This is a genomic window from Flavobacterium sp. CF108 (genome assembly GCF_900129795.1).
In the GTDB taxonomy this organism is placed as follows: Bacteria; Bacteroidota; Bacteroidia; order Flavobacteriales; family Flavobacteriaceae; genus Flavobacterium.
In genome coordinates, this window is sequence record NZ_FQWW01000007.1 from 249782 (window position 1) to 274979 (window position 25198).

Sequence of the window (25198 nt, forward strand, 5' to 3'; positions counted from 1 at the left end):
TTGGTGTATTTGTTATCTTCTGTTTCTTCTAATGAGTATAAAAGCTCCACTTAGGATGATCAGTAAAGGAAAAACTCCAATGAATATAATTTTACTGATAAAAACCTGATTTGCGCTTACTGTTATAATGTTGTCTACACTTTTGGGACGTGTTGTATCAATTGGAAACTCGTAGTTGCTGAACCATCTAAAAATGTCGGTAACAAACTGAAAGGTACCAGAACCGCCACGGCTGAGTTCAGCATTACCCATTAAATCAGCGTCCCCTGAAAGGATTATTTTCTGCGTTTTTCCATTTATATTTCTTGTGAGTGCAGCTATAAGTGGGACTCCGGATAAAGAGGGCTCTTTTTTGAGCTCCTCAGGTATGGTATTAATACCCAATGGCGCTTCCCAGGCAGGTAAATTATTGGTTTGTAGTAATGTTGTTACTTTAAAATTGGTTTTGGAATCGATTTTAATTCCACTGACACCTAGAAGCGGAATCGGATTATCATTTTTATTTAATTTTATGATACTTGTATCGATGGCTTTTGCCATTTGAGTTACCAAATAATCAGGAGCATTGTCTGCACTTTGCTGTACTATGGATTGTTTGGTAAAGCTGACGCCTAATTTTTGCGTGATCTTTGCCAAAGCACTGTTGGTCTCAGGTTCTGCCAGAATCATTATGTTTTTTCCCTGATCAATATAGTTGTTGATGCGATTAATTGCTCCTTGGCTGAACTCAGTTTTTGGGTCAGCGATAATTAAAATAGAGGTCTCTCCAGGAATATTCTGGGCATTGATATCCATTGAAGAAACATCAAATCCCTGATTGATTAAAGAATATCGGAACGATATTTCATTAAAGCCTGTCTTATAGTTTTTATCCCCTTTTTTATCTATGCTGCGTTCCATATTTCCTGTGGCAAACACAATTTGTACAGGAGAAATAACAAGGCGTTTTAATGAGGCAGAAATTTCTTTTTCCATTGGTATTTTAAACATATCGTCAAAAATCCTCAGGAATGTCTTCTTACCATTATACTCAACGGTTCTCACTACTCTGTTTTGTTCCGGTTTTAAATTGATTATTTTGCTGATTTCTGCCGGTGTATATAACTTTTTTAGCTTTAGGTCTTGTGTTTCCACCATTTTCTGAGCAAGCTGTTTGTCATTTAATCCCGGATTTTGATTGTATAGTTCTGTATTATTGGAAGTATCATAATAATACACATAATCCATTTTAATTTGAGGCAGAAAACGAGAGTACTTCTCAAAGCTTGAAATATCCTGATTCTGTGAGACCGGAAGCCCTAAAAAATAGTTTACATCCAAGAGATTAACATAGGTAGTTATGGTGATTGGCCCTTCCATTTTTTTTACGACTTCAAGGCTGTTTTGTGTGAGTGTTCTACTTTTTGTATGGGTCATGTCACAATAAAAAGACAGTGGAGCCCTTGAGGTTATATAGCCTAGTGCTAAGACAACACTTACCAGGGCCGTATATTTTAAAACACGTTTAGAAGTGGTCTGTGCATCTCTTCCGGTTTGCAGTTTATAAATGCTGAGTCCAATGAAAAGACTGCTTACTAAAATAAAATAAAATACATCTTTGCTTATGATAAGTCCTTCGATCATTTCGTTAGCACGACCGGCAATAGAAAGGAAATAAGTAATATCCTTTACATAATCGACACCCTGCCATAAGGTTCCAATGAAATTTAAACCAGCCAAAACAACCAAAGTGCTGATTGCAGCTACGACTTGATAGGAGGTAAGACAAGACATGAAAAGACCTATTGCGGCATAGGTACAAATTAATAAATACAATCCAATAAGGCCCGAGAGGACAAATTTTATGTCTAAGTTGTCAATAGAGAAGTAGGCATAAAGCGCCAGAATGCCCAGAATACCCATAAACAAAAGACAATAACTGGCAATGGCCAGAAACTTACCCAGTACAATATCCTTAATTTTTATAGGAGAGGAGAGTAAGAGTTTGATTGAACCACTGTTTATTTCTCGGCTTATGAGTCCCATTGTTAAAAGTGGAACATAGAGGTATAAATAATTTTGCATCTCAGTGTAGAGCCCACTAAAACCTGAAAAAACAGTCTGTGATAAATTCTCTAAGGTCATCCCCAATTTTTGGGCTTTTTCGAAACGTTCGATCGAATCGAAGAATTTCCAACTCGACTGGATGGAAAAAATAACTAAAACAACCCATGCAACTGGGGAGTAAAACATGGTGTTCAGTTCTGTTTTAGCTAATCTATATATTGTTTTCATTTATTTTTTTTTAGAATAGAATTTTTAGAAGGTGCTTTTTTAGATAATTGTGCAAAAATTTCATCCAGAGATACTTTTTCGAATTGAATTTCACGCAGCTTCCAGTTATTATAAACACTAAGGGCTACTATTTTTTCAGCAATTTCCTGTGTACCGGTAAAGGTGATCTGTACTTTATTTGAAGTAAGAAAAACAGCATTTGTAACTTCAGGTATATCTCTTATTGTTCTAATTTGGGGAGGGGCTTCAAATCTTACCGTTAGTGTATTTGCCTCAATATAATTATTGAAAGCCTCAAGGGTATCGGCAAAAACCATATGTCCATTTTCAATCATTCTGATATCCTGGCACGTAGCCTGAACCTCAGAGAGAATATGCGAGGAGAATATTACGGCTTTATCTTTAGAGATTTTTTTAATTAAGTTTCGAACTTCTAATATCTGATTGGGATCCAATCCGTTGGTTGGCTCATCGAGTACAACTAGTTTTGGTTCGTGAATAATTGCCTGGGCAATACCTACACGTTGTCTGTAACCTCCTGAGAGGTTTCGAATCAAACGGTTACTAAAATGCGCGATTCCACATTGCTCTTTTGCTTTTTCAGCGGCATACTTTAGATTTTCGTTTTTTACAAGACGTAATTGGGCACAGTGAATTAAATACTCATTTACAGTTAAATCCAGATGTAAAGGCGGTGTTTGCGGTAAAAAACCAATAAGTTTTTTAGCCTCTACCGGATTTTCCTTTAAATTAATTCCATCGATAAAAATATTGCCTTTGGTCTGGTTTAAAACCCCACACAGAATATTCATCGTTGTTGATTTTCCTGCTCCATTTGATCCCAATAATCCTAATATTCTATTTTCTTTGATTTCAAAACTTATATTTTGTATTGCCCAATCCTTGCTGTATTGATGTGACAAATCCTCAACTCTTACAATTGTTGTTTCCATAGTGAATTTTAAAACCTCAAGAATGTTTTTTCGGTGAAAAAACATTCTTGGGTTATTTTTTATTTAGTATCCTGTATTTTGGCGCAAAAAGGGATTAGAACGAATAGCAGCATCTGGTATAGGGTACAGACTGTCTGTGGCACTCCATACTTTGCCTGGTACTGTTCCAAGTACTTGATCTATTGTTCCGGTTCTTTTAAGATCCAGCCATCTATGGCCAAACTCAGCAAAAAGCTCACGTTGTCTCTCAGTGGCAATTAAGGCTAACAATTGATCTGGGTTTGCCTGGGTAGTTGAAGGTAATAAAGCCCTGTTGCGGATTGCATTGATATCTTGTTGGGCTCCGATAATATCATTTAATTTTACTCTGGCTTCTGCTCTTATCAGGTAAAGCTCTGCTAAACGCAGGACTGTTGATCGTTCTACCGGGGCTGAATCATAAGCATTTTTGTATTTTCTAGGGGCTAAATAAGTATTTCCATCTTCGGCCTCCACACTCATGGTCCAGTTGTCTTTTCTGGCATCACCTTCTTCAAACATGGTATTTCCGTTTCTTAGTAAATAGGTTCCTGCATCTGTAAAGAGAGCACTTCCTTCATAAGAATATTCCACATTGAAATAAGGTATTTGCCATATAGCCTCATCATTATCGGCAACAAAGGGACTATTAGTATCTGTTAATCCGGTAATCATTTTATAGGTTCCGCTCTGGTTAATAACCGCTGAGGCATTAGTTGCGGCATCACTCCATTTACCCAGATAAAGATTTACTCTGGCCAGTAAAGTTTCTGCAGCCCATTTGGTAGCTCTGATTCTTTGGGATTTATAATTGTCATAATCTGTAGGAAGGTCAGCAGAGGCCTCTGTCAAATCCGTTACAATCTGATTGTAAACCTCAGTTTGAATCGTGCGTGGAGCCAGTGCAGTTTGATCTACATTTGTAGTTAAAATTAAAGGAACATCTCCCCATAAATTAGTTAGATAAAAATGGCAGTAGGCTCTTAGGAATTTACCCTCTGCAATCCACTGCTTGCTTTTAACAGCGCTGAGTGTTTTACTCTGGCTTACTCCTTCAATAACACTATTGGCATTGTAGATGGTTTTGTAAAAACTGCCCCACATGGTATTTATGTTCCCGTCTTCTGTTGGGATTTGGTTTGTGGTGTAGACTTCGGATAGAAGTGAACTAGGGAGTAGTTCATCTGAGGTTTGCCCCAGAACAGTATGTAAAGAGGCATAATAGGTGTCGGTTACCATACTTTGATAAATTCCATTTACAGCAGCTTCAGCCGTAGGATCAGAAGCGTATACAGTTGAGGAAGATAATTCGTTACTAGGAAGGTCAACATCAAGCATAGAATCACAGCTTGTAAGTCCGACCAAAAGTAAAAACGACAAGATATATTTATACGTTATATAATTATTTTTCATGTTTTTTTAGATTTAAAATGTAAACTGAGTTCCAAGGGTTATTGTGCGCATTGGAGGTAAAACGATACCTTGAGTTTCCGGGTCAAAACCTTTATATTTTGTAAAAGTCACTAAGTTTTGTCCTTGCAGGGAAAGTCGGATGTTTTGGATGAAATTTTGAGTAGTTTGATCCAGAGGAATGGTATACGAGGCGCTTACATTTTTTAATTTGATATAAGAAGCATCTACAATAGTCGCATTTGATCCGGCATAGTTTGCAAAACTTGGAAGGTAGTTTGACTGCAGGGTATGCCCCTGGGCCAAGTACTCATTATACTCATCCACCTGATAATTGGCAATACCATATGGATATCCTGGCTGTAAAGCAGTAAATGACATTAGGTTTCTGCCGTTTTGTTTTACAAATTGGAATAAAAAGTCCAAAGAGAATGCTTTATAACTGATTGAGTTTTGTAATCCGCCATAGTATTTAGGATAGGAGGCTCCAAAATATTGGCGATCGCCTTTTCCTGTCTGAGCAAAACCCGAAGAGATTCTTCCATCACCATTAGCATCTGTAAATTGTGAAACGCCATTGGCATTAACCCCGGTGTAATTGTATAAATAGATACTGCTTAGTGGATTTCCGACAACATAGGTAGTGTAATAACTTGAGTTTTCAATGTTATTAAATGACAGTAGTTTATTGGAATTGGTTGAAATATTAAAAGAAGTACTCCAGTTTAGGTTTTTAGTGTGAACATTGGTTGTATTTAGGGTAAATTCCCATCCTTTGTTTTCAACTTCCGCTGCTAAATTTGCCTGATAAGAAGTAAATCCTGCCTGTGGGCTAAGGGTTGCATTGACCAACTGATTTCCGGATAAATTTCTATAGTAGGCAGCACTAAAGGAAATACGATCGTTTAAAAAACCAAAATCTAATGCGGCTTCAAATTTCTTTGTTACTTCCCATTGATAGTTTGGGTTAGCAATTCTAGTTGCCCCCATAGATGCATTTCCAACCCCGTAGGTACTTGTTGAATAGGTATTAGCGTAACCGTAATCTCCTATGGCATCACTTCCGACTTCTCCGTAACTTGAGCGAAGCTTACCAAAACTAAGCCAAGAATTTCCTTTTAAAAAATCTTCTTCTGTAAAGACCCAAGCAGCACCTACTGAACCAAAATTTCCATAGCGGTTGTTGGCTCCAAAACGTGATGAACCATCTCTTCTGAAATTGACATTAAGAATGTACTTGTTTAAAATATTATAATTTACCCTGCTAAAAATAGAGGCATATTTATATTCAGAAGAACCATTATAAGCAGTAACATTAGTTGCTGTACCCATAATACCAATCAGGTTGTCTGAGCTATATCCCGAGGAGCTTACATAAGAAGGCATTTCGGATTTTCTATTTTGCCAAGAACCACCAACTAAAGCGGTAAGATTACCTTTCCATAAGGCAGTGGTATAGTTTAATTGAGGATCGATGGTGAAGTTATTGGTATTGTTGGTGGAAACCGTATAGCTTCTGGAGAAGTCAAGATCAATACCAAAGTTTTCATAATAGGCATGATTCATTCCTGAGGCTGGTAAAATTTGTTTGGATATCATTTGCGCTCTTCCGTATCCAAGATCGGTTTTAAAAGAGAAGCCTTTGGCTATTTGATATTGAATACTAAAACTGGTAATTAAATTATTGCCTTTGTCTTCTACACTTCTGGTCAAAGCACCTATAGGGTTGATGTCTGTAAAATAGGTAGGGGACCAATATAATGTTCCGTCTTCATTGTAAATGGGACGATTAGGAGCAGTGCTTACGGCATAATTGGTCATATCAAAGAACGGCAGCTTGTTTTGATCGGTTGAAAATATCACTGAGGCTCCTAGTTTTAGTTTTTTATTTAAGGTACTGTGGTTGATATTAAAGTTGGTAGAGAATTTATTATAACCAAAATCTCCGGGTAAAACGGTTGTTTCTTTGTGATAAGCAGCGCTTAAAAGAAAATTAGTAGTTTCACTTCCGCCCTTTAAACTTGCAGAGAAATCATTAAAGTTAGCAGCCCCACCAATTAGTTTTTCCTGCCAGTTGGTTTGAGCTGTTTGATCCCACTGAGTAAGAGCGATTCCATTGCTGAAATTACTAGGGCTGGCTTTACTATTAGTTAAGGCTGTACTTAACATATTGAGGTAGGTTGGTGTATCCAATGTTTTTATCTGATGGGCTACTTCTGATATTCCTGAATTGGTATTGATGGTAAAAACTGTTTTTCCTGATTCTCCCTTTTTGGTGGTAATAAGCACTACACCATTAGCACCTCTTGACCCATAGATTGCAGTAGCATCGGCATCTTTTAAGATTTCAATACTCTCGATATCATTGGGATTTAAAATATTAAGAGGACTTGTAGATTTTTGAGCTCCTCTTATGATTTGATCCGATTGAACCTGCTCCTTTATATCATCCCCTATATATGGGACACCGTCTACAACATAAAGAGGTAAATTATCTCCGGCAATAGAATTTCTTCCACGAATACTAATATTTATATTGCTTCCGGCATAACCTGAGGTCTGGGAAACAAATACTCCGGGAGTTCTTCCCTGAAGACTTTGCAGGATGTTGGTTATAGGCTGCTTTTCAATATCGCTTGAAGTAATTTTAGTTACAGATCCTGTAGAGGTTCTTTTGGTTGTTGTACCGTAACCGATGATCACAACTTCATCTAATTTGGCTAAATCAGACTGCAATTTGATTGTTATGCTTGTTTGATTTTCAATTATTACTTCCTGGGTTTTGTATCCCAGATACGAGACTTTTAGCACATGTTTTCCAGAAGGCAGGTCCAGATAAAAGTGTCCATCGAAATCAGAAACCCCCTGTTTATTACTTCCAACAAGCAAAATAGACACACCAGGTAATGGATTTCCATTTTCATCTAAAATTTGTCCGGTGAGTGTTCGTTCATTCTCGGACAAATTTTCTGCTTTTGATAATGCAGAGGATGAGTTGGTTTCTTGTTTTTTGTAGATCACAACATTCTTATCCACCTGTCTGTATGCCAGATTACTTCCCTGTAACACAGAGGTCAAGATTTCACTTACACTCCTGAAGCCTTTAGGGGTATTTATTTTAGGAAAATCTTTTATAAGTTGTGGCTGGTAAGCAAAGAGTAATCCGGTTTTTTTCTCAATGCTTTTAAAGAGCGTTTTTATATCCTGATTGTGAAGTTCCACATCAACGGATATAGTTTCGAGACTCTGGCCACTCATTTCATTGGCGAAAACCATATGGGTGCCACAGGTCAGTAAGAAAAGGTGGAATAAACTGATTCGCATGATCTTTAGAGTTTTCTTTGAAAGACTGAATAAAGAAGTTTTCTTTTCCCTTTCAAACGTGGTTGTTTTACAGCGTAATTTCATAAATTTGCATGTTTTTTAATGGTTACTAGGATTAATTATTAAGATTCACTGCCATCTGGTGTCGGAGCCAGGTGGCAATTTTTTTGGTATTCGTTTTTTTACTGACAGCCTTTTCCTTCCATGACAATAGAGCCATTTGAGTTATAGTGGTAATTTGCCTCGATAACACTGCATACTACCTTAAGAATATGCTCAAGATCTTCATCGTTTAGGAAACTGGCTGTTATTCTACAATTTTTAATATCTTGATTTGAAAGCGTAATAGAGACTTTGTATTTTTTGGATATAAGAGAAGTGGCTTCTTCCATGTTGATATTGTCAAGAATCAGGTAGTTGCTTTTCCATGCTGTTGCAATTTCAACCTTAACCTTCTTTTGTTCAAAGTCCAGCGTGTTCTTATTTACCGTAATTTGCTCGTTAGGGGTGATCACACCGTATATTTTCTGGGTATCTCCAACTTGTACTTTACCGCGCTCTACCGTAACTTTGATCTTATCGGATTTGCCATAGGCATTTATATTAAAAGCAGTACCCAAAACTTTGGTACTTATTTTTCCAGTATGTACAATAAATGGCTTTTTCTCATTTCGTTTAATATCAAAATAAGCTTCTCCCGAGAGGGTAACTTCTCTGATTGTATTATTAAAAGTTTTTTGATCGTACTGAATACTACTGTTGTCATTTAGAATAATAGTACTTCCATCGGGCAGATGTATAACTTGTTTTCCGTTAAATGCAAGTAAGTCTTTTTTAGCAATTGTATTTTCCCTGATCGTTATACTTGGAAGCGAAGACTGTTCTTTATAAAAAAAGATACTACCAAGGGCTATCAGCACTGTAATACTGGCTGCAGCATATATAAAATGTAAAGACGATTTTCTTTTTTTCTTTTTTTGCTGTATAGAAATTTCTGGAGGTGCAGCTACAGGTTGAGATAAAATTTGCTTTAGGATGTGATCTCCCTTTTGTTGGTCAATGGTATCGGTGGCTTCATTTTCTTGTAATAAAGCATAAATTTTCTCTTTTATAAAATCATCATGCTCATCGGTTTTTATCACATCCATGAATTGATTTAGTTCTGCTTGGGAAAGGGTATTTTGAAGATAACCTTCAACTAATTTTTTGAATATTTCTTTTTTCATCTCCTTATAATTACTTTTTTAAAACTTAGTTTGAGCGATCTAATTGAAAAAAAATGAACAATATTTACTATATGGTTCTAAATATTAATGTTCCAATTAAGGGCGCTTTATTAGGTAGACTCTAAAAAAGTGCAAACGGAGTAGTCTAAAGTTAAAAAAAAGTAAAATAATTTTAAAATTAAAAACAATAAGCTGGTAATCAGTTACTTGAAGAGTTAATTTTGAGTAAAAAAACATCCTAAAAGGATAAGATTGATGTGATTGGTGAGTTTAATTCGAATAAATTTTAAGGCTTGTGCTAGATGTTTTTTAGCGGTCATTGCCGAGATGTTAAGAAGTTCTCCTATTTGCTGATAATTTAAGTCTTCCTCTTTGGCCATTCGATATACTTTTTGCTGTTGGGGAGGAAGTTGTTTAATTATTTCATTTAAAAGCGACGTAAATTCTTCTTCCTCTAAAGGGGCATCTGTGAGGTCAAATGAAATATCATTATAATTAAATTTACTTTTTAAAGTATTCTCTTTGGCAATTTGTTTTAGCATGCTAAAAATATGATTGCGGGCCACAACAAAAATGTAGCTTTCAAAATGAGCAATATCAGTCAAAGTTTCTTTTTTCAACCAAATTTTTAGAAACACGTCTTGCACTACTTCTTCGGATAAGGTTCTTGATTTGGTTATTTTTAAAGCGCAGGAGTACACTACATTTTTATAGCGATTGTATAAGTCTGTAAAGGCCCGCTCGCTTCCTTTAGATAACTCATCTAGAAGTTGCTTTTGGTTGGAACTGGAATTTACAGACATTGGGTATTTAATTTTGTGAAACGATAATTAGGATATCATTTCTTGATTTCTGATTGTTATAGTTATTTTTGGTTCTATTTTTTTATTGATAATTCTTTTTGGTCACCTGCCAGGTATATGGCCAGGACTACCAGATTCGATTTTTCTTTATTAGTACCTTTATGATAGATGTTATAGGACTCAGCAAAGCAGGTATTTTCCTTGTATTGTGTCACTTTGTGGTCCTCTGTTTCAACTGTCAGTGTACCTTCCAGTATATAGGAGAATACGGGAATCTCGTGTTTGTGCCAACCTGTAGTCTCCCCAGGAGGAAAGGTAATTTTCATCACACTTACCTTGGCATCTTTGACATTAGGATATTGAATTTTCTGGCCCATGCTGTTCAGGTCTGACTGTAATAGTTTTTCGATGATTAGTTTGTCGCTATATTGGGCTTTGGCACCAAAACTCAGCATTAAAAAAAGCGCTGGAAATAACTTGTGTGTCATGTTTGTAAGTTTTTAATTATGAATAGGTTATCAAAGGTCTTTTTTTACTTTGACGGTTTTAAAGGTCTTTAATGTTTTCAAAGATGAGAAAATCTCTCCCTTTGAAGTATTGAACTAATTTAAGATTTACTCTTAATCTATGTTAAGGTTGTTTATTGAACACCACTTAAGATTTTGTGAGATTTACTGAGTCAAAAATATAGGCTATGTTCTAAAAAAATACCCACTCTGTAGCAAAGCGGGTATCTTTTAGTATGTACTGGAAAGTAGGAAATTTTCAGTGGTCTAAATTTGTTTTCAGCCACAGGTTTACATCATCAAACATCTGCTTGTTTATTGTATGACCTTCATCGTAGGGATGAAAATCGGGTTTTATACCCTTTGACTCAAGATATGCCAGAGCATCAGTTGCAAATGGAAAATGAAGTACTGCATCTTGTCTGCCGTGTGAAATGAAAACTTTTAGTTTTTCAAGACGTTTTTGATCTGCAACAAGAGGCTTAACCTCGGGAAGTAGTCTGCCACTCATCACGGCAATCCCTTTAATTTTTTCAGGTTCGGTAAGTGCTACGCTGTAACTCATTATACCTCCCTGACTAAAGCCCATCAAATAAACCTGTTTATCGTCAAAATCATGTTCGTTTTTAAGACTTTCAATAAAATCCAAAATACTTACTCTTGCCGCCTCGGCCTGTTGTTCATTGATTTGTGGATGTCCACTTGTAAAGTTTACCTGAAACCAGGCAAAACTCTCAGAGCCAAGGGTAAGAGGGCCACGTGCTGATACTATTAAAAAATTGTCCGGGAGATCATTGGCAAAAGAAAAAAGGTTTTGCTCATTTCCTCCCACACCATGTAGTAGTAAAAGTAAAGGAGGGTCTGCTGTTTTGATCTTGGGCTGTCTTACCAGATAATGTAATGTTGTTTTTTCTTTGCTGGAATTCATAATTGTAAAGCTAAAGATTGAAATTAAAATAAGGATACCAATGGATATCCATAAGGATGTATTGCGGATCATGCTTTGTCTATTTTTACAGAGAGCATATTGAGTGATCCCGCGACTATGGCATCATTAAAAACAGTTGCTTTTTCATCTTTTTCGCGAAGCGCTAAGGTGTAGAGCAGTGGAATATAATGTTCCGGAGTAGGTACGGCAAGCTGGAATTCACGACCCTGTTTATCAAAATCGATAAGAGATTGATGGTCCCCTTCAATAATCATTTTTTTCATTTTTTCATTGGCAATATGTGCCCATTCGAATGCATATCCCGGGGTCATCATTTTATCCCATGCGGCGAGCTGCAGATTGTGCACAGAGTTACCACTTCCTACAATAAGAACGCCTTTGTGTCTTAATGCGGCAAGTTCTTTTGCAAGTTCATAATGATAAGAAGCAGGCTGGGTATAATCAATACTCATTTCGACCACTGGAATATCAGCGTTGGGATACAGGAATTTTATCACCGACCAACAGCCGTGATCAAGCCCCCATTCATTACTTAGTCCAACAGAAGTAGAAGTTATGAGCTGCTGCGTTTCCAGGGCAAGTTCAGGACTTCCAGGTGCTGGATATTGAACATCAAAGAGCTTTTGTGGGAAGCCACCAAAATCATGGATGGTTTGGGGCTTTTGCATTGCTGTGACAAAAGTTCCTTTGGTTTCCCAGTGTGCTGATATACAAAGAATAGCCCTTGGTTTTGGTAATGTTTTTGCGATTTGCTCAAACCCTTGGGTAAAACTATTATCGGCAAGAGCATTCATGGGATTCCCATGCCCGAGAAAAAGAACCGGCATTCGCTCTGTTGCACCAAAAGCATCGGTTGCTGTTTTAAGGGAGCTGAGCTGCATTGCTGCAGCTCCCAATGGTAAAATGGCCATGGTTTTAAGAAAATTTTTTCTATCCATTTTTCACCTTATTTATTTGCCTAATATCTGATCCATATAGGATTTATTATCCCAGAAAAGATATTCTTCCTGCATTACACCATTTTCCCAAACTCCAATGGTTGCCATTGGAAGCTTGAATTTTTTGCCTGTAGGCTGTATAAAAGTACCATCTCCTGCGGGCATAGGGGCTGTGAAAGTACCTTCCATATAACCCATTACAGCGGTAAGATTGCCTGAACCGATTTTATATGGGTGTTCTTTAATACGGGTGTCAGGTGCATAGACAAACATAGCATCAAGAGTTTTGATATGCTGTTCCAAACCTACCTCAGTATGACCGTCAGGAAAATGTACTTTAATGTTCTTTGCGTGACTTTCGTGCAAACGTTTCCAATCACGGTTACTAAAGACCGTATAATCTAAAGTGTCAAAAGTTTCAAGGTGTTTGGCTACTTGAGCATTGGCAGCTGTAAGTTCCTTAATTTGTTTTAGCAAATCAGCCTTATCTTCTTTTTTTTGTGCAAAAACTGTAGTGCTTAGAGCTGTAAAAACAAGTACCGCACCCACTAATTGTTTTGAAATTGAATTTTTCATAATGTATCATTTTTTTATTAATACAAAATTGCAATTATAGGAAAGAGTAACGGTAACGCTTTTGGGAAGAATGGTTGTGTTTTTAGGAAAGAAGCTTCTGCATTTCTTCCCTAAACTCAGTAGGAGTAAGTCCCGCTTTACGCTTAAAGGCATGGGTGAAATAGGTTTTTTCATTAAATCCAAGTTCATAACCTATTTCAGCTATATTCTTATCGGTGGAGATCAGCAGGTTTTTGGCCTGGGTAAGCTTTCGTATTTCGATAATTTCAGAAACGCTTTGCTGGAGGATATTCTGGCAGATAAGATTTAGATTCCGCGTGGTCATAAAAAGTCGGTCAGCATAAAAATTGACATCTTTTGCTTCTGTATAATGTTCTTCCAAAAGTCTTAGAAAATTTTTAAAAGTTGTACCTTGTATCTTCTTAGACTCATCATCATTCAAATTGAGCTTTCGCCTTTCTGATTCCACGATGGTAAAAAGGGCACTTAGTAATTGCCGGATTACTGCAAAGTCAGGAGCATCCTGTTGGTATTCATCAAAGATTATTTTACAGATGGTGTCTAATTTTTTAAAACATATATTGCTTTGCATTGAAATATTGGCCTTGTCGTGGAATGATGCATAAAGACTGAAGGTAGTCTCTGCAATAAATTCACTTTTGAATCTCAGTACCCACATATCGCACTGATTGTCCTTTACAAGGGGTCTTACACGATGAATTTTTCCCTGTGTTACAAAACTAATAAAAGGGGCATCCATCAGACGGGATTTAAAATCGATAAAATGTTCAAGCTGGCCTTTTCCCCCTATGATTAATTCTTCAAAATTATGGGCATGGGGCTCATTTACAGAATGCATGATCTTCTGGGATTCGGCAGCAGTAATACGAAACATATTAAAAATTTCAGTCATAGTATGCTTTTTAAGAGTAGGTTAAAGGTAATTTTTTTTGAAATAGGTAGTATAAAAGTAGCACTGTAAAGCGTTGTGAGTAAAGTGTGTTATTGGAATTAAGAAATATTCTACAAAATTAGAGAATTGTAAGATTGCGAATGCTTAATATAGATTAAGAAGTAGTATTAAACTAAGTTAAGAGTATTTCTTAAACTCGTTTATAAGTGGCATCAGCAGTTTTGTTGCAATTTTGTACCACAGAATGATTATCGTAAAGATAATGACCAGCTGTAAAATTAAAGTAAAACATTTAAATAAGAAAAACATGCCACACGTAGTTGTAAAATTGTATCCTGGAACTTCTGAGGAACAAAAAGAAAAAATAGCACAAGAGATTACCCAGGTAATCATGAAAGGTGCTGACAAACCTGAATCAGCCGTTTCTATTGCTATCAGTGAGGTAGCAGAAGATCTTTGGATGCAAGAGGTATATGATAAAGAAATAAAGCCTAATATGGAAAAGCTTTATAAAAAACCAGGTTATTAAGAGATTTAATTAAATAAGTCATAAAGCTATGAATTGTCAAAAGGAAAAAGAAGCGGTAAGTGCAGTATTGGGCAATTTTGCCCAGGTACTAAATACAGGCCAGTGCGTTTCGATCCCGGAGTTTTTTGCCCATGATGGTATTTTCATACCTGAAGGGATGAAAATGATTATTGGACGTGATCAATTGGGTAAAACAGATAAAGGCTATCTTAGACGATCCAATTTTAAAATTAGTTATACTGTTAAAGACATTACAATAGACGGTCAATATGCTTTTGTAGAAGCTCTTGCCACTACAACAGAAAATCGTGTTTCGGACTTAAAGCTTGAAAAGAAGACCAGTACTGATTTTTTTGTTCTTAAAATGGCAGGGGAACACTGGAAGATTTACCGCTATATTTTTAATAATGTTCGTGTGCAGTAGCCGTTTTAAATAAACTGGGAATGTATGAGGGCAGTGTTGTATTACAAAAGGCAGATGGGGCTGATTTTTTTTTAAAAGTTACCTCTTTGCAGGCTACCTCTTTGGTTTGGCTTGACTGCATTGCCTTGGGGAGAACGGCAGATGAATTGACTCACCAACTTTTGGCGGAATATAAGCTTTGGATTAATCCGGCACCATATATGGAACTTCGGGTGAGGGTTTTATAAGGATTAACATTGCAACTCAAAAAGCTGTTTTACAAATGGGTTTTGGCAGGTTGTTAAATGGATTGTCTTAAAGCACGTTAGCATTATTATTGACAATTAAACAGTAGGATTTTAATGTAGTTTTTTTTGATTTTATGAGACAAAGCAATAGAGCAAGGTAAAAAAGAGGCTGCCTAAGATTTTAGACAGCCTCTTTAAGAATAATAATTAACCGTTAGCTTATTTTTTGGCTGCACTTACATTAATACCAATCTCAATATCTTTACTGATCATCCATTCTGCAGGATCTGCTTGTGAAGCTCCAAATTTGATATCCCAATCTGTACGGTTAACTGTGAATTTAGCCTGTAGCGTTGCAGTACCGTCTACTATAGTAACTTTTGCAGGGAAAGTCACATTAAGGGCTTTGCCTTTAAGGGTAAGGTTACCGCTTATCGTTTTATTAGCACCTTCTACCGCGTCTTTTACGGGAGTATCTAAGTTAGTAACACTGGTAATTTTAAAGCCAGCAGTTGGATTTTTTTCAACATCAAAAAAGTCAGCGCTTTTTAGGTGGCTTTCTAATTCCGAATATTTTTTGTCTTTTTCGGTCACCGATGCCGGGTCTACTTTAAGTGACTGCATATCTATTACAAAGTCACCTGCTGTTAGCTCGTTAGCTTCAATTGAGACTTCACCTGATTTAATGGAAAGTGTTCCCCAACGAGGTGAAAAACCCCCTTTGTGAAATGCTTTCCAGTCTACTTTAGACCTTTGGAAGTTCACTACCAATACTTCTCCCTTTTTTTCGGCAACTTGTTGTTCTTCGCCTGTTGTTGTTTCGCTTGATGATTTTCCACCACATGCCGTTAAAAATAAAGTAACCGCTGCCAATGTTAATACATTAAATTTTTTCATTTGTTTATGTTTAAATAGATTAAAAGGTTTATTACTTACAAGTCCTATTTTAATGCAAAGTTCATTGATTAAAAATAGACGGGGTTACAATAATCAGAAATTTAGTGACAATTTAAGGAAAAAAACTATCATGGGTTTTACTATCGATGATTTTAAGAGGTTAGCAAAATGATATCTACCCTTTTTTAAGGATATAACCGATAATGATATAAAGAGGATTATATTATCTGATTTTAAGTGTATTACTTAAACTAAATTAAGAGTATTTCTTAATATAGTTTAAGGGCATATGTTTATAATTATAAAGAACTTTGATAGGAAGATTATAAGGAATATTTTTTTATCTAAACTTATAGCCGAAATATTGATGTTATTATTGTCATTTTAAGGCTCTTCTTTTGAAATAGCAATAGCATCTTTTTACTAAAACATTTAATTATAATTTATGGTATGAGTAAATAAACATACCAAATTCAGCAACTTTAAAATTTAAATTTATGGAAATTACAGCAGCAATAGTTGGTGAAAAAGGGAGTGATTTTAAGCTTAGTAAAGTTCTTCTTGATGAGCCGGGCTTAGAGGAAGTGTTAGTTAAAATTGTAGCAACGGGTATATGTCATACAGATTTGGTAGCACGTGATTTTATCATGGGGTCGCCAAATTTCCCGGTTATACTTGGCCATGAAGGGGCCGGTATTATAGAAAAAATTGGCGAAGATGTACACCATTTAAAGGTTGGTGATCACGTGGTGCTTACCTATGGTTACTGTGGAGAATGCGAGATATGCCGCAGTGGGACCCCAGCGTATTGTTATGAATTTTTTCAAAGAAATTTCTCTGGCGCGCGCGTAGATGGAACCCACAGCCATCATGATCATGACCACAAACCAATTAATGATAATTTCTTTTCACAATCCTCTTTTGCAACCTATTCTATTGCCCATAAAAATAATGTGATCGCAGTGCCTAAAGATGCGCCTTTAGAAATTTTAGGCCCCTTAGGTTGTGGTATACAAACAGGATCCGGAGCCATAATCAACACGCTAAAAGTTAAAGTAGGGAGTTCGGTGGTTATATCGGGTACCGGTGCAGTAGGGCTTTCCGCAGTTATGGCTGCAAAAGCCAGCTCTGCAACCACAATTATTGCAGTAGATATTAACGATGAGCGATTGGAATTTTCCAAAGAACTAGGGGCTACCCATACGATAAATAGTATGAGAGAAAATGTTCAGGAACGCATTAAAGAAATACTGCCTAATGGTGTTCAGTATGCTGTAGATACTACCGGACGCAATGAGGTTATTAATAACTCACTGGCTGTTTTGGCACCGACAGGTGAAATAGCCATAATTGGCGTTGCTACAAAACCATTAGAGCTTGAAACCAATATTTTCCTAACCAAAGGCTTTAGAATTAAATTTGTAAACCAGGGTGACAGTGTACCACAGGAATTTATTCCTAAACTGATAAAAATGTATCAGCACGGCCAGTTTCCTTTTGACAAGCTTATTAAAACTTACTCTTTTGAAGATATCAATCAGGCGGTTGAAGATTCTGAAAAGGGAAGGACTATTAAATCAGTGCTTTTAATAGGCGATTATAATGCATAATTGATTAAGATATTGCCGGGTAACCGGCAGTTTTTTTGTAAATTACATAAGTAACAATGTTGTTGAAAAGTAACTGCTGAGAAGTCATTAATAAAAAATATAAAATCATGAGCAAAGTAATTGGTATAATCGCAGGAAGCCTGCGTAAAGAATCTTTTTCAAAAAAAATAGGTAAATCCCTACTGGCTATGGCGCCCGAAGGCTTTGAATTCAAAACAATCAGGCTGGATGACCTGCCCCTCTACAATCAGGATTTTGACGATAATAATAAAGTCCCGCCAGCTTATATCTCTTTTAGGGATGAGGTAAAACAACTGGACGGATTTATTTTTATTACACCCGAATACAACAGATCTGTACCGGCTGTACTTAAAAATGCGCTTGATGTTGGCTCGCGTCCTTATGGTAAAAGTGTCTGGGATGGTAAGCCGGGAGCAATTTTTAGTAATTCCCCTGGTGCTGTAGGTGGTTTTGGAGCCAATCATCATTTAAGACAAAGTCTCGTGTTTTTAAACATACCTGTAATGCAACAGCCCGAAGTTTACCTTGCGAAGGTTAATGAACTTTTTGATGAAAGCGGGACTATTAAAGAAGGGGGCACAAAAGACTTTATTAAAGAAGCAGTTGATAGTTACATAGTATGGTTTAATCAAAATGCAAAATAATCGTAATGCTGATACTGCAGTCTGACCTGCAGTAAATAATTAGAAATAAAATAACAAGTATGAAAGGCCTGAACTATTGGTTGTAAATGACAAGATCTTTAAAAAAGCCTTCGGTGCCAATGTCAACAAACAGGCCGATGCCGCCTTTGGCACCCAAACCCATCTTAAGATCATTTACAACCAAAGTGGGATGTTTGCGCCCGTCAATAAATAGTTTCGCCTGTTGTCCTTTAACTACAATTTTAATGGTTATCCATTTGTTGAGCTCCATATGCTCATATGATTCATAAAGGCCAGGAGCAATTTTTCTGCTGTCTGTAAATTTAAAGTCGGGATAGGCAAAATATTGTGTAGAACGGTTTCTACGAAGCTGATCCTCTACCATGGCATTTGCTGGTCTTAGGTAGATGGCTTCAAATTTGGAATTATCCTCATTAATTTGAAATGCTATACCTATAAAGCCTCGTGCGTGGGAAGGGGCACTTTTTAGAATTTTACTCAACACTTTTACTTCAATAACGCCTTGCGCAAATTCAAGATTATTGATCCTGGCATAGGTTGCTTCATCATCAAGAACTATGGTTGAATCTTTAACGACCCGTATGGTTCTGTTTCCCTTTACTTTACTCTGAGAAAGGCAGACCCCCACTGGCTTTAAGTTAGTATCGGTAAGTTTTATCTTTTGCGCAAATAAACCCGGGCTAAAAAGCACCATCAGCACTGCACATTTAAAGATATTTATCATCTTCATTAATTAGACTTTCAATTTAATGTTGTAAAAAATATTGGACAGCCGGCCAGGCAACAGCCCACTTTTGCAGAAAAGCGCCATGACCCGCACCGGGAATAACACTAAGCTGGCCTTTTGCAATAAACTTAGCGGCAGCAGCGGCATGTTCAACAGAAACAAAATTATCGAGATCACCAACCATGACCAGGACAGGACATTTAATAGTGTTAAAGAGTTTTTGGTCGGCCACAAGTTTGTTGTTGAATTCATCCTCCACACGTTCAAAGAGTTCCGGGAGTCTTTTTGGCTCGGGCATCAGGGCCAGCTGCTGATCCATAAAGGCCTTGTCAAGGGTAAAAGCCTGTTCAACAGTAATAGTATTTCCGGGGTCTCCAGGATGCCTTTCTGCTGCTCCAACGACCACTAATTTTTTAACTTTGGCAGGGTAAAGGCTTGCAAGCATGTAGCCGGTATAGCCTCCGTCGCTAAAACCTATCACGGTGGCACTATCTTTTGTTACTGCATTTAATACCGTGGCGGCATCTTTGGCTTTTAGCTCGTAGGTATGGGGTTGGTTTCCCAGTTCTGATTTTCCATGTCCTCTGGTAGAGATGGCTATCACCTGATGATTTACCTTTAGACTGTCAATGAAATGGTACATCTCAAAGGTAGACCCCAATATACCCCCATGGAGCAGTACAACAGGTTCCCCCTTACCATATAGTTCATAATAGATCTTTGCATCGCCAGATGTTATGTAATGCCCTGCTGCTTGATTATTGCCATAAGAAGGTGTTTTCGGGTCTATGGCCTCTTGCTGTAGGGCATAACGCATAGTGACAGGACTTTTTTGCTGACTCTGCACAAGGCTGTTGGTTAAAACCAATAGAATTATAAGATATTTTTTCATCGTGTATTTTTTTACAAAATTAAAAGTTAAATGAATTCTCAGCAATAATCTATTTCAATAAAAATACTTGAACTAGTTTAAGACTAAATTGAATTTTGTAATGTAAAGTGCTGAAAATTAATGAGGTTTGTAATGATAAGAAGTTACAAAATAAAGCATAATTCACTTGGAGTTTAAGATTTTTTCCTAAACTAGTTTATTGTTGCGGGACCAGGGGAACACTATGTTTTTTTGTCGCAAGGTTTTGACTTGGGTATTGCACAGAGTCTTAATCCAAATTTATTTTTTTTGCGGGTGAAGAATTGCCTTTTTTTATTTGCTTAGGATAGCATAAAAATATTCCTTGAGCTGAGTACTGAGTGTCTCTTTATTGTCAAGCGGGGAATTTTGCGACTTAAACAGGTCGTCTATAAAAGGGCTTCCTGAGAAAACTCGAGGTACAAATGCTATAATATTCAGAGCAACCAGATCTACATTCACCTTTCTAAAAATACCGCTTTGAATGCCATCGAGGATAATACTTTTAACCAGATCAAAATTCTTATGGGTACCATTTGTGATTACTTCCTTAATGGCTGACTGGTGCAGCAGTGTCAATTCCCTGCTGAGCAGACGATGAAAATTGCGGTGCGTGTCTATGAAAGAGCCGTAAATATCCAGAAAGCTGTCTAGTTTTTTAGCGGCTCCCTGGTTTTGATCCATTTTTAAGAGTGCATTTTGATAGGCCAAAAATCTTCTTTGGAAAATGGTCAGATACAGGTTTTCCTTAGACCCAAAATGATAGTTCACCAGGGCGAGATTTACATCTGCTGCCCGTGCTATTTCTCTGATTGATGTTCCGTTATACCCTTTATCGGAGAATAAGGTTTCGGCAGTTTCAAGTAGTTTCTTTTTAATTTTACTTATATCTTTTATTTCCATATCCCTTTTAACTGGCAATGCAGCTTTAATATTCTAGCGAAGTGAAGTAAATCAATTAAAAATTTTGCAATATCAAAATCTGACTGTATTTAATAATTGGGCCAGCGGCGGTCCTATAGGCAGCAAAGCTGGCTCAGCATCCCTAAGTGTAATGCATACGTGCAACTTTTACAAAATATGAAAAGGGAGCTATAATTCGTGATCCGCTACAATCTTTTTTCTTATTTTACTTAAAAACTCAGGGGTGATCCCGAGATAGGAAGCAATTTGAGTATTGGGCACCCTGTTAAATAATCCCGGATACTGCTTTACAAAACTTACATAACGTTCCTCAGCTGTGGAGCTGATATTTTGAAGAATACGATTTTGAAAATCCATATATTTTTGTTCGGTGATAATCCTGAAATTACGATCAAATTTATGGTAATTAATAAAAAGGTATAAGAGATCATCATGTTGTATCTGCAGCACTACCGAAGGCTCGAGCGCTTCAATATACAGGCGGCTTGGTTTTTGTTCATAAAAGCTCTGAAGGTCGCTGATCCAATCATTTTCAACTGAAAACTGCAGGTTGTGTTCCTTTCCTGCGGGATCTACGGCAAACATTTTAAAGCAGCCTGAAACAATAAAGAAGTAATGACGGCATATATCGCCTTCCTGCAGCAGATAACCCTTGCGCCTTATGGCTCTTTTTGAAAACAATCGTATGATTTCCTCCTGTTCCTTATCGTTTAAGGGGAAAAACTGGTTAAAAAAACGGATCAATTGCGCTGTAATAGGCTCAGTATATGATGAATGTGTGGTATTGTCCATGCTTTTGTTATAATCAGTAAATATAAGAAATATCGACTTTGTACTGACACTTGATCAGATTATGTATCGCTTAAGTATTTTATTTTTTTTACCCCCCAAGTCGTTTATTATAGCTGGCATGCTTTTTTCGCAAAGGATTCCCCCACTACAAAATTATCAAGATAAGCCTCAAAACCAATCCCGGTGGACACATTATACAGTAATACATCACCGAGTCCTTGTGCAGAGGTTTTGATAATATCGCCTTTGGAGAGGTTACAGTTGTCAATAAGTTCAAAAATTAAAAATATTCCGTCTGTTATGTACAACGAGTATAATGCTCCGGCAGTGTTTGTGTGATATATTGTGCCTTCCATGGTTTTGTTTGCTTAGGTTATTTTAGATTTGAGCGCTATGCTAAAGCTTGCTATACCAAAGTCAGTAAAAGATTTATCTTTTCTTGTATTTAGCAAAAGGGTTAAACGACACACCAAAATTCATGTAAAAAGTCGGATCGTTTTTAATTTCAAAAACCGGATCGGCAAAGGAACCGCTCTTTTCAAATATTCTTCCGTTGGGACTTAATCTGATTCCTGTTTTGGCTGATAGAAGGAAATAGTTGGCAATCATATGTTCGTAAAGCAATCCTGAATTAATATCAAGCTGTCTGAATTCGTATTTTTTTGAAGTGCCGTCGATGTTATACAAATAGAAGTTGGTCTGATCCAGTTCGGTACCCAGGGAGATTCTTCCGTTTTCAAATACGTTTTTTCTTAACATCATGCTCTTAGGCAGGTTGATATCGAGAATAAGTCCGTTGTTAAAGTGGTGTTCATAGGAAACCGTTGGAATAAAGGGACTTTGTGCGCTGGGATCAATATTGACAAGGAAACCTATACTAAGTTTGGTTCTTTCATTAGAGGTCAGTACCATTGTTCCGGTGAGTATCCCTTTTACACGTTCGAAATGCTGCTCACTTCCATCAACCATAACAGTGGAGCTAAAGAATGTTGTTTTTTTAAAGAGCTTGGTGAAATATACAAAGTTAAGGGCGCTGAACTGGTAATGGAAGTCTTGTTCAACGGCTGTTTTCTCTGCTGTTGTTGGTGAGGTAAGCAGAGATTCGGAACTGAGGTACTTGTATCCAAAGGTTGCCCCGAGCATCCATTTCCTTGTTTTGATGAAATTATAATTGGCGCTTATTTTTGCCTGATTGAGTCCGTCAACTCTACTCTCAGGCAGTTTTGTATTGCCCATCTCAGGTGTAAAATTGTAAGGAGCAACGTGCGTGAATTCCACATTAAGGGCACGGGTAACAGGGAACTTGTCCGCGGCGTAGGCAATAACCTTTTTTTTGATGCTGTCAGATGCTGTTTGAGAAAAGCATGCCAGAGATGGCAAGAGTATGCAGCAGACAAAAAGTGTTTTTTTTAGAATTTTCATAATTTTACATTTAATTAATAGCAATTTGTGATCTGGTCTCCTGGATTTAGCCCATGGAATTGTTACCGGCAGGAATCAGCCCATGTAAATTCTTGCGGGTAATTCTCGGAACAAAAGAAGTTATAATGGCAATACACTTTTTTGATTTTATACCAAATCCTTTCCAAATTCGACTAAATGGATTATTTGGGAAAATTTGTAGTACAAGGAAGGGGTTTGGTATAATTTTGTATGATTGAAAAAAGGCAATGCCTTATATTTGTCTCACTAATTAATTTAAAGACAGCACTATGAAGCATGCCACAGAACAGATCAGGGATAAAGAAGCAATTGATTTGCTTGTTGAGGACCGTTATCGCATTGCAAGGCATGCACTTTTATGGCTGGGACTTTTGGCAACTGTTTTTTTCTCGAACTGGCTCAAGGAGTATACCGGGGAGATCAAATATTTAAGGCTGCTTTGCGTACATCTTTTGTTTATTGTAATGTTTTATATCAATATGTATGTTTTGGTGCCGCGTTTGTTTTTTCGAGGCCATTATATTCTTTATTTTATCTTTCTTTTTATACTCGTTGTGGTAGTGCTGGGACTCATGTCGGGTATACTTAAAATCTATCTCGATCCTAAGGGACTGGCCGAAGTGCGTCAGAACGGTATTGACGATACGGGTTTTTACGAGGGTATTATCATTGTGATTCCTATTATTTTCATGACCACGGCCTTTCAGCTTTTCAAACGATGGAAGATCGACAGCCAGAGGATTGCTGAGCTGCGCAATCTTACCCTTTCGATGGAACTCATGGAGCTTCGCAATCAGATTAATCCGCATTTTCTTTTCAATATGCTCAATGGCATAAAGGCTCTTATACGCAGTAATCCTGAAAAGGCAACTCAGGTGATTATGAAACTTTCGGAGTTTTTGAGGTATCAGCTCTATGAGAATAATGAGGAAAAGACTCCTCTGCGATCCGAGATGGATTTCCTTTCCAATTTTATGGATCTGGAGATGCTTCGCCGTGATCATCTGACTATAGATATCCAGAGTAAAACTTCTGCAAAAATACTCAGTACGATTTTTATACCGCCGAATCTTTTTACTACTTTTTTAGAGAATGCGGTTAAACATAGTGAGGATGTAGGGGAGACCCCTGCTTATATTTTTATAACTTTGGAAGTGAAAGACAGGAGATTGGAATTTATATGCCGCAATTCCAAGAATCCTCTGTATGTTGCTCCTGAGACCGAGAGCAGCGGACTAGGTCTGCCTAACATAAAAAGACGCCTGAAGCTTTTATATGAAGATGATTTTGTACTTGATATTACTAGGGGCGAAAATGAATTTACCGTTAATTTAAATATTCCCATATGAACTGTATAATTATTGATGATGAGCCTCTGGCACGTGAGGAGATGAAGGCGCTCGTGGAAGAGGTTTCTAATCTTGAGATCCTGGGGACTTTTTCCAACGCACAAACTGCCTTGGAATATTTAAAGAGTCATACTGTTGATCTGATTTTTCTGGACATTCAGATGCCTATGGTCACGGGTCTGGAGTTTGCTAAGAGGATTCCCGGACAAAGTCTGATTGTATTTACTACAGCCTATCCTCAACATGCCCTTAAGAGCTATCAGCTTGATGCTATTGATTATCTTTTAAAACCTATAGAAAAATCCCGTTTGGAGAAGGCTATACTCAAAGCCACAACCTATCTGGGATTACTTTCCGACGAAACTGAAAAAAGCACTGTTGAGACCAATAATGAAGATTATCTGGTTATAAAGTCTGATCGTCGTTTCCACAGGATTGCCTTTGGGGATATCCGTTATATCGAAGGGCTTAAGGATTATGTTGTGATTTATACCAAAACCAATAAGCTTATTACGGCGATGAACCTTAAAAACATCCATCAGAAGGTCCCTGCGGGAATTTTTATGAGGGTCAGTAAATCTTATGTCATCAACAGGAACTTTATTGATTCCTTTGACCATCATACTATTTATTTGGGAGAGACTGAAATCCCTTTAGGAGAAGTTTTCAAGAAGGAATTTTTCAACAAATATGCAAGTGGTTCCTTTAATACGGAAGGTACTTAAAAAATATACAATCCCGTAAAAAATAGATAGCCAGTCCTTTAAAGACTGGCTATCTGGCATATAAA

At 37.1% G+C, this 25198-nt stretch carries 25 protein-coding genes; 7 read left to right on the forward strand and 18 right to left on the reverse strand.

Annotated elements, in window-relative coordinates; translation table 11 throughout:
* Positions 1-12 precede the first annotated feature (12 nt).
* The 11 genes from BUE10_RS19060 to BUE10_RS19110 form a co-directional block, all read right to left on the reverse strand.
* Positions 13-2274, reverse strand: coding sequence for a Gldg family protein (locus BUE10_RS19060; protein WP_073487692.1), 2262 nt, complete (start codon positions 2272-2274; stop codon positions 13-15).
* On the reverse strand, positions 2271-3227 hold the full coding sequence (locus tag BUE10_RS19065; RefSeq protein ID WP_073487693.1) for an ABC transporter ATP-binding protein: 957 nt from the start codon (positions 3225-3227) through the stop codon (positions 2271-2273). The genes BUE10_RS19060 and BUE10_RS19065 overlap by 4 nt, the downstream gene beginning before the upstream one ends.
* Positions 3228-3290: 63 nt before the next feature.
* Positions 3291-4625, reverse strand: coding sequence for a RagB/SusD family nutrient uptake outer membrane protein (locus BUE10_RS19070; RefSeq protein WP_159439070.1), 1335 nt, complete (start codon positions 4623-4625; stop codon positions 3291-3293).
* A gap of 45 nt (positions 4626-4670) precedes the next feature.
* A complete protein-coding gene (locus BUE10_RS19075) occupies positions 4671-7913 on the reverse strand; it encodes a TonB-dependent receptor (protein WP_159439071.1) in 3243 nt (1080 codons plus the stop codon).
* A 248-nt stretch (positions 7914-8161) separates the two neighbouring features.
* On the reverse strand, positions 8162-9205 hold the full coding sequence (locus BUE10_RS19080) for a FecR family protein (protein ID WP_073487698.1): 1044 nt from the start codon (positions 9203-9205) through the stop codon (positions 8162-8164).
* 215 nt (positions 9206-9420) lie between these two features.
* A complete protein-coding gene (locus BUE10_RS19085; protein WP_073487700.1) occupies positions 9421-10008 on the reverse strand; it encodes an RNA polymerase sigma factor in 588 nt (195 codons plus the stop codon).
* 74 nt (positions 10009-10082) lie between these two features.
* The gene (locus tag BUE10_RS19090) at positions 10083-10496 is read right to left on the reverse strand and encodes a cupin domain-containing protein (RefSeq protein WP_073487702.1); all 414 of its coding nucleotides are present in this window, start codon (positions 10494-10496) and stop codon (positions 10083-10085) included.
* A 277-nt stretch (positions 10497-10773) separates the two neighbouring features.
* Positions 10774-11514: an alpha/beta hydrolase gene (locus BUE10_RS19095; protein ID WP_083598182.1), complete on the reverse strand. Its 741-nt coding sequence runs from the start codon at positions 11512-11514 to the stop codon at positions 10774-10776.
* Positions 11511-12401, reverse strand: coding sequence for a 4,5-DOPA-extradiol-dioxygenase (ygiD, locus tag BUE10_RS19100; protein ID WP_176427555.1), 891 nt, complete (start codon positions 12399-12401; stop codon positions 11511-11513). The genes BUE10_RS19095 and ygiD overlap by 4 nt, the downstream gene beginning before the upstream one ends.
* Before the next feature lie 12 nt (positions 12402-12413).
* Positions 12414-12977, reverse strand: a complete 564-nt coding sequence (locus BUE10_RS19105) for an ester cyclase (protein WP_073487704.1) — start codon at positions 12975-12977, stop codon at positions 12414-12416.
* Positions 12978-13059: 82 nt separating this feature from the next.
* Positions 13060-13890, reverse strand: coding sequence for a helix-turn-helix domain-containing protein (locus BUE10_RS19110; RefSeq protein ID WP_073487706.1), 831 nt, complete (start codon positions 13888-13890; stop codon positions 13060-13062).
* A 307-nt stretch (positions 13891-14197) separates the two neighbouring features.
* On the opposite strand from BUE10_RS19110, the gene BUE10_RS19115 reads away from it, so the two are divergent.
* Genes BUE10_RS19115 through BUE10_RS19125 form a run of 3 tightly spaced genes read left to right on the forward strand, consistent with a single transcriptional unit; the run spans position 14198 to position 15070 of the window.
* The gene (locus BUE10_RS19115) at positions 14198-14419 is read left to right on the forward strand and encodes a tautomerase family protein (RefSeq protein WP_073488002.1); all 222 of its coding nucleotides are present in this window, start codon (positions 14198-14200) and stop codon (positions 14417-14419) included.
* A 28-nt stretch (positions 14420-14447) separates the two neighbouring features.
* On the forward strand, positions 14448-14843 hold the full coding sequence (locus BUE10_RS19120; RefSeq protein WP_073487708.1) for a YybH family protein: 396 nt from the start codon (positions 14448-14450) through the stop codon (positions 14841-14843).
* 20 nt (positions 14844-14863) lie between these two features.
* Entirely contained in the window at positions 14864-15070 is a 207-nt protein-coding gene (locus tag BUE10_RS19125; protein WP_073487709.1) for a hypothetical protein, read from the forward strand.
* A 219-nt stretch (positions 15071-15289) separates the two neighbouring features.
* Here the strand turns inward: BUE10_RS19125 and BUE10_RS19130 are convergent, their stop codons facing one another.
* The gene (locus BUE10_RS19130) at positions 15290-15967 is read right to left on the reverse strand and encodes a YceI family protein (protein WP_073487711.1); all 678 of its coding nucleotides are present in this window, start codon (positions 15965-15967) and stop codon (positions 15290-15292) included.
* Positions 15968-16464: 497 nt separating this feature from the next.
* Between BUE10_RS19130 and BUE10_RS19135 the strand changes: the two genes are divergently transcribed.
* Both BUE10_RS19135 and BUE10_RS19140 read left to right on the forward strand, forming a co-directional pair.
* Positions 16465-17577, forward strand: a complete 1113-nt coding sequence (locus BUE10_RS19135; protein WP_073487712.1) for an NAD(P)-dependent alcohol dehydrogenase — start codon at positions 16465-16467, stop codon at positions 17575-17577.
* Positions 17578-17684: 107 nt separating this feature from the next.
* Positions 17685-18242, forward strand: coding sequence for an NADPH-dependent FMN reductase (locus BUE10_RS19140; protein ID WP_073487714.1), 558 nt, complete (start codon positions 17685-17687; stop codon positions 18240-18242).
* A 73-nt stretch (positions 18243-18315) separates the two neighbouring features.
* On the opposite strand, the gene BUE10_RS19145 is transcribed toward BUE10_RS19140, so the two are convergent.
* From BUE10_RS19145 to BUE10_RS19170, 6 genes are all read right to left on the reverse strand, one after another.
* A complete protein-coding gene (locus tag BUE10_RS19145) occupies positions 18316-18993 on the reverse strand; it encodes a hypothetical protein (RefSeq protein WP_143187741.1) in 678 nt (225 codons plus the stop codon).
* Between the two features lie 16 nt (positions 18994-19009).
* The gene (locus BUE10_RS19150; protein WP_073487716.1) at positions 19010-19882 is read right to left on the reverse strand and encodes an alpha/beta fold hydrolase; all 873 of its coding nucleotides are present in this window, start codon (positions 19880-19882) and stop codon (positions 19010-19012) included.
* 312 nt (positions 19883-20194) lie between these two features.
* Positions 20195-20803 (reverse strand): TetR/AcrR family transcriptional regulator, encoded by a 609-nt coding sequence (locus tag BUE10_RS19155; protein WP_143187742.1) that lies wholly within the window; start codon positions 20801-20803, stop codon positions 20195-20197.
* Between the two features lie 189 nt (positions 20804-20992).
* Entirely contained in the window at positions 20993-21616 is a 624-nt protein-coding gene (locus tag BUE10_RS19160) for a Crp/Fnr family transcriptional regulator (protein ID WP_073487719.1), read from the reverse strand.
* A 107-nt stretch (positions 21617-21723) separates the two neighbouring features.
* The gene (locus BUE10_RS19165) at positions 21724-21972 is read right to left on the reverse strand and encodes a hypothetical protein (RefSeq protein ID WP_073487721.1); all 249 of its coding nucleotides are present in this window, start codon (positions 21970-21972) and stop codon (positions 21724-21726) included.
* Between the two features lie 73 nt (positions 21973-22045).
* Positions 22046-23038: a DUF6268 family outer membrane beta-barrel protein gene (locus BUE10_RS19170; RefSeq protein WP_073487723.1), complete on the reverse strand. Its 993-nt coding sequence runs from the start codon at positions 23036-23038 to the stop codon at positions 22046-22048.
* A gap of 290 nt (positions 23039-23328) precedes the next feature.
* Between BUE10_RS19170 and BUE10_RS19180 the strand changes: the two genes are divergently transcribed.
* Both BUE10_RS19180 and BUE10_RS19185 read left to right on the forward strand, forming a co-directional pair.
* Positions 23329-24408: a sensor histidine kinase gene (locus BUE10_RS19180; RefSeq protein WP_073487726.1), complete on the forward strand. Its 1080-nt coding sequence runs from the start codon at positions 23329-23331 to the stop codon at positions 24406-24408.
* Positions 24405-25133, forward strand: coding sequence for a LytR/AlgR family response regulator transcription factor (locus tag BUE10_RS19185; RefSeq protein ID WP_073487728.1), 729 nt, complete (start codon positions 24405-24407; stop codon positions 25131-25133). The genes BUE10_RS19180 and BUE10_RS19185 overlap by 4 nt, the downstream gene beginning before the upstream one ends.
* Positions 25134-25198: the final 65 nt, after the last annotated feature.

What these genes read in the sequence shown, in the direction of transcription:
- BUE10_RS19115 (WP_073488002.1), top strand. Translation starts at nt 14,198, where the DNA reads ATGCCACACGTAGTTGTAAAATTGTATCCTGGAACTTCTGAGGAACAA.
- ygiD (WP_176427555.1), bottom strand. Translation starts at nt 12,401, where the DNA reads ATGGATAGAAAAAATTTTCTTAAAACCATGGCCATTTTACCATTGGGA.
- BUE10_RS19065 (WP_073487693.1), bottom strand. Translation starts at nt 3,227, where the DNA reads ATGGAAACAACAATTGTAAGAGTTGAGGATTTGTCACATCAATACAGC.
- BUE10_RS19130 (WP_073487711.1), bottom strand. Translation starts at nt 15,967, where the DNA reads ATGAAAAAATTTAATGTATTAACATTGGCAGCGGTTACTTTATTTTTA.
- BUE10_RS19080 (WP_073487698.1), bottom strand. Translation starts at nt 9,205, where the DNA reads ATGAAAAAAGAAATATTCAAAAAATTAGTTGAAGGTTATCTTCAAAAT.
- BUE10_RS19185 (WP_073487728.1), top strand. Translation starts at nt 24,405, where the DNA reads ATGAACTGTATAATTATTGATGATGAGCCTCTGGCACGTGAGGAGATG.
- BUE10_RS19060 (WP_073487692.1), bottom strand. Translation starts at nt 2,274, where the DNA reads ATGAAAACAATATATAGATTAGCTAAAACAGAACTGAACACCATGTTT.
- BUE10_RS19095 (WP_083598182.1), bottom strand. Translation starts at nt 11,514, where the DNA reads ATGATCCGCAATACATCCTTATGGATATCCATTGGTATCCTTATTTTA.
- BUE10_RS19150 (WP_073487716.1), bottom strand. Translation starts at nt 19,882, where the DNA reads ATGAAAAAATATCTTATAATTCTATTGGTTTTAACCAACAGCCTTGTG.
- BUE10_RS19165 (WP_073487721.1), bottom strand. Translation starts at nt 21,972, where the DNA reads ATGGAAGGCACAATATATCACACAAACACTGCCGGAGCATTATACTCG.
- BUE10_RS19180 (WP_073487726.1), top strand. Translation starts at nt 23,329, where the DNA reads ATGAAGCATGCCACAGAACAGATCAGGGATAAAGAAGCAATTGATTTG.
- BUE10_RS19090 (WP_073487702.1), bottom strand. Translation starts at nt 10,496, where the DNA reads ATGACACACAAGTTATTTCCAGCGCTTTTTTTAATGCTGAGTTTTGGT.
- BUE10_RS19085 (WP_073487700.1), bottom strand. Translation starts at nt 10,008, where the DNA reads ATGTCTGTAAATTCCAGTTCCAACCAAAAGCAACTTCTAGATGAGTTA.
- BUE10_RS19110 (WP_073487706.1), bottom strand. Translation starts at nt 13,890, where the DNA reads ATGACTGAAATTTTTAATATGTTTCGTATTACTGCTGCCGAATCCCAG.
- BUE10_RS19140 (WP_073487714.1), top strand. Translation starts at nt 17,685, where the DNA reads ATGAGCAAAGTAATTGGTATAATCGCAGGAAGCCTGCGTAAAGAATCT.
- BUE10_RS19125 (WP_073487709.1), top strand. Translation starts at nt 14,864, where the DNA reads ATGTATGAGGGCAGTGTTGTATTACAAAAGGCAGATGGGGCTGATTTT.
- BUE10_RS19075 (WP_159439071.1), bottom strand. Translation starts at nt 7,913, where the DNA reads ATGAGTGGCCAGAGTCTCGAAACTATATCCGTTGATGTGGAACTTCAC.
- BUE10_RS19105 (WP_073487704.1), bottom strand. Translation starts at nt 12,977, where the DNA reads ATGAAAAATTCAATTTCAAAACAATTAGTGGGTGCGGTACTTGTTTTT.
- BUE10_RS19135 (WP_073487712.1), top strand. Translation starts at nt 16,465, where the DNA reads ATGGAAATTACAGCAGCAATAGTTGGTGAAAAAGGGAGTGATTTTAAG.
- BUE10_RS19120 (WP_073487708.1), top strand. Translation starts at nt 14,448, where the DNA reads ATGAATTGTCAAAAGGAAAAAGAAGCGGTAAGTGCAGTATTGGGCAAT.
- BUE10_RS19145 (WP_143187741.1), bottom strand. Translation starts at nt 18,993, where the DNA reads ATGAAGATGATAAATATCTTTAAATGTGCAGTGCTGATGGTGCTTTTT.
- BUE10_RS19160 (WP_073487719.1), bottom strand. Translation starts at nt 21,616, where the DNA reads ATGGACAATACCACACATTCATCATATACTGAGCCTATTACAGCGCAA.
- BUE10_RS19170 (WP_073487723.1), bottom strand. Translation starts at nt 23,038, where the DNA reads ATGAAAATTCTAAAAAAAACACTTTTTGTCTGCTGCATACTCTTGCCA.
- BUE10_RS19155 (WP_143187742.1), bottom strand. Translation starts at nt 20,803, where the DNA reads ATGGAAATAAAAGATATAAGTAAAATTAAAAAGAAACTACTTGAAACT.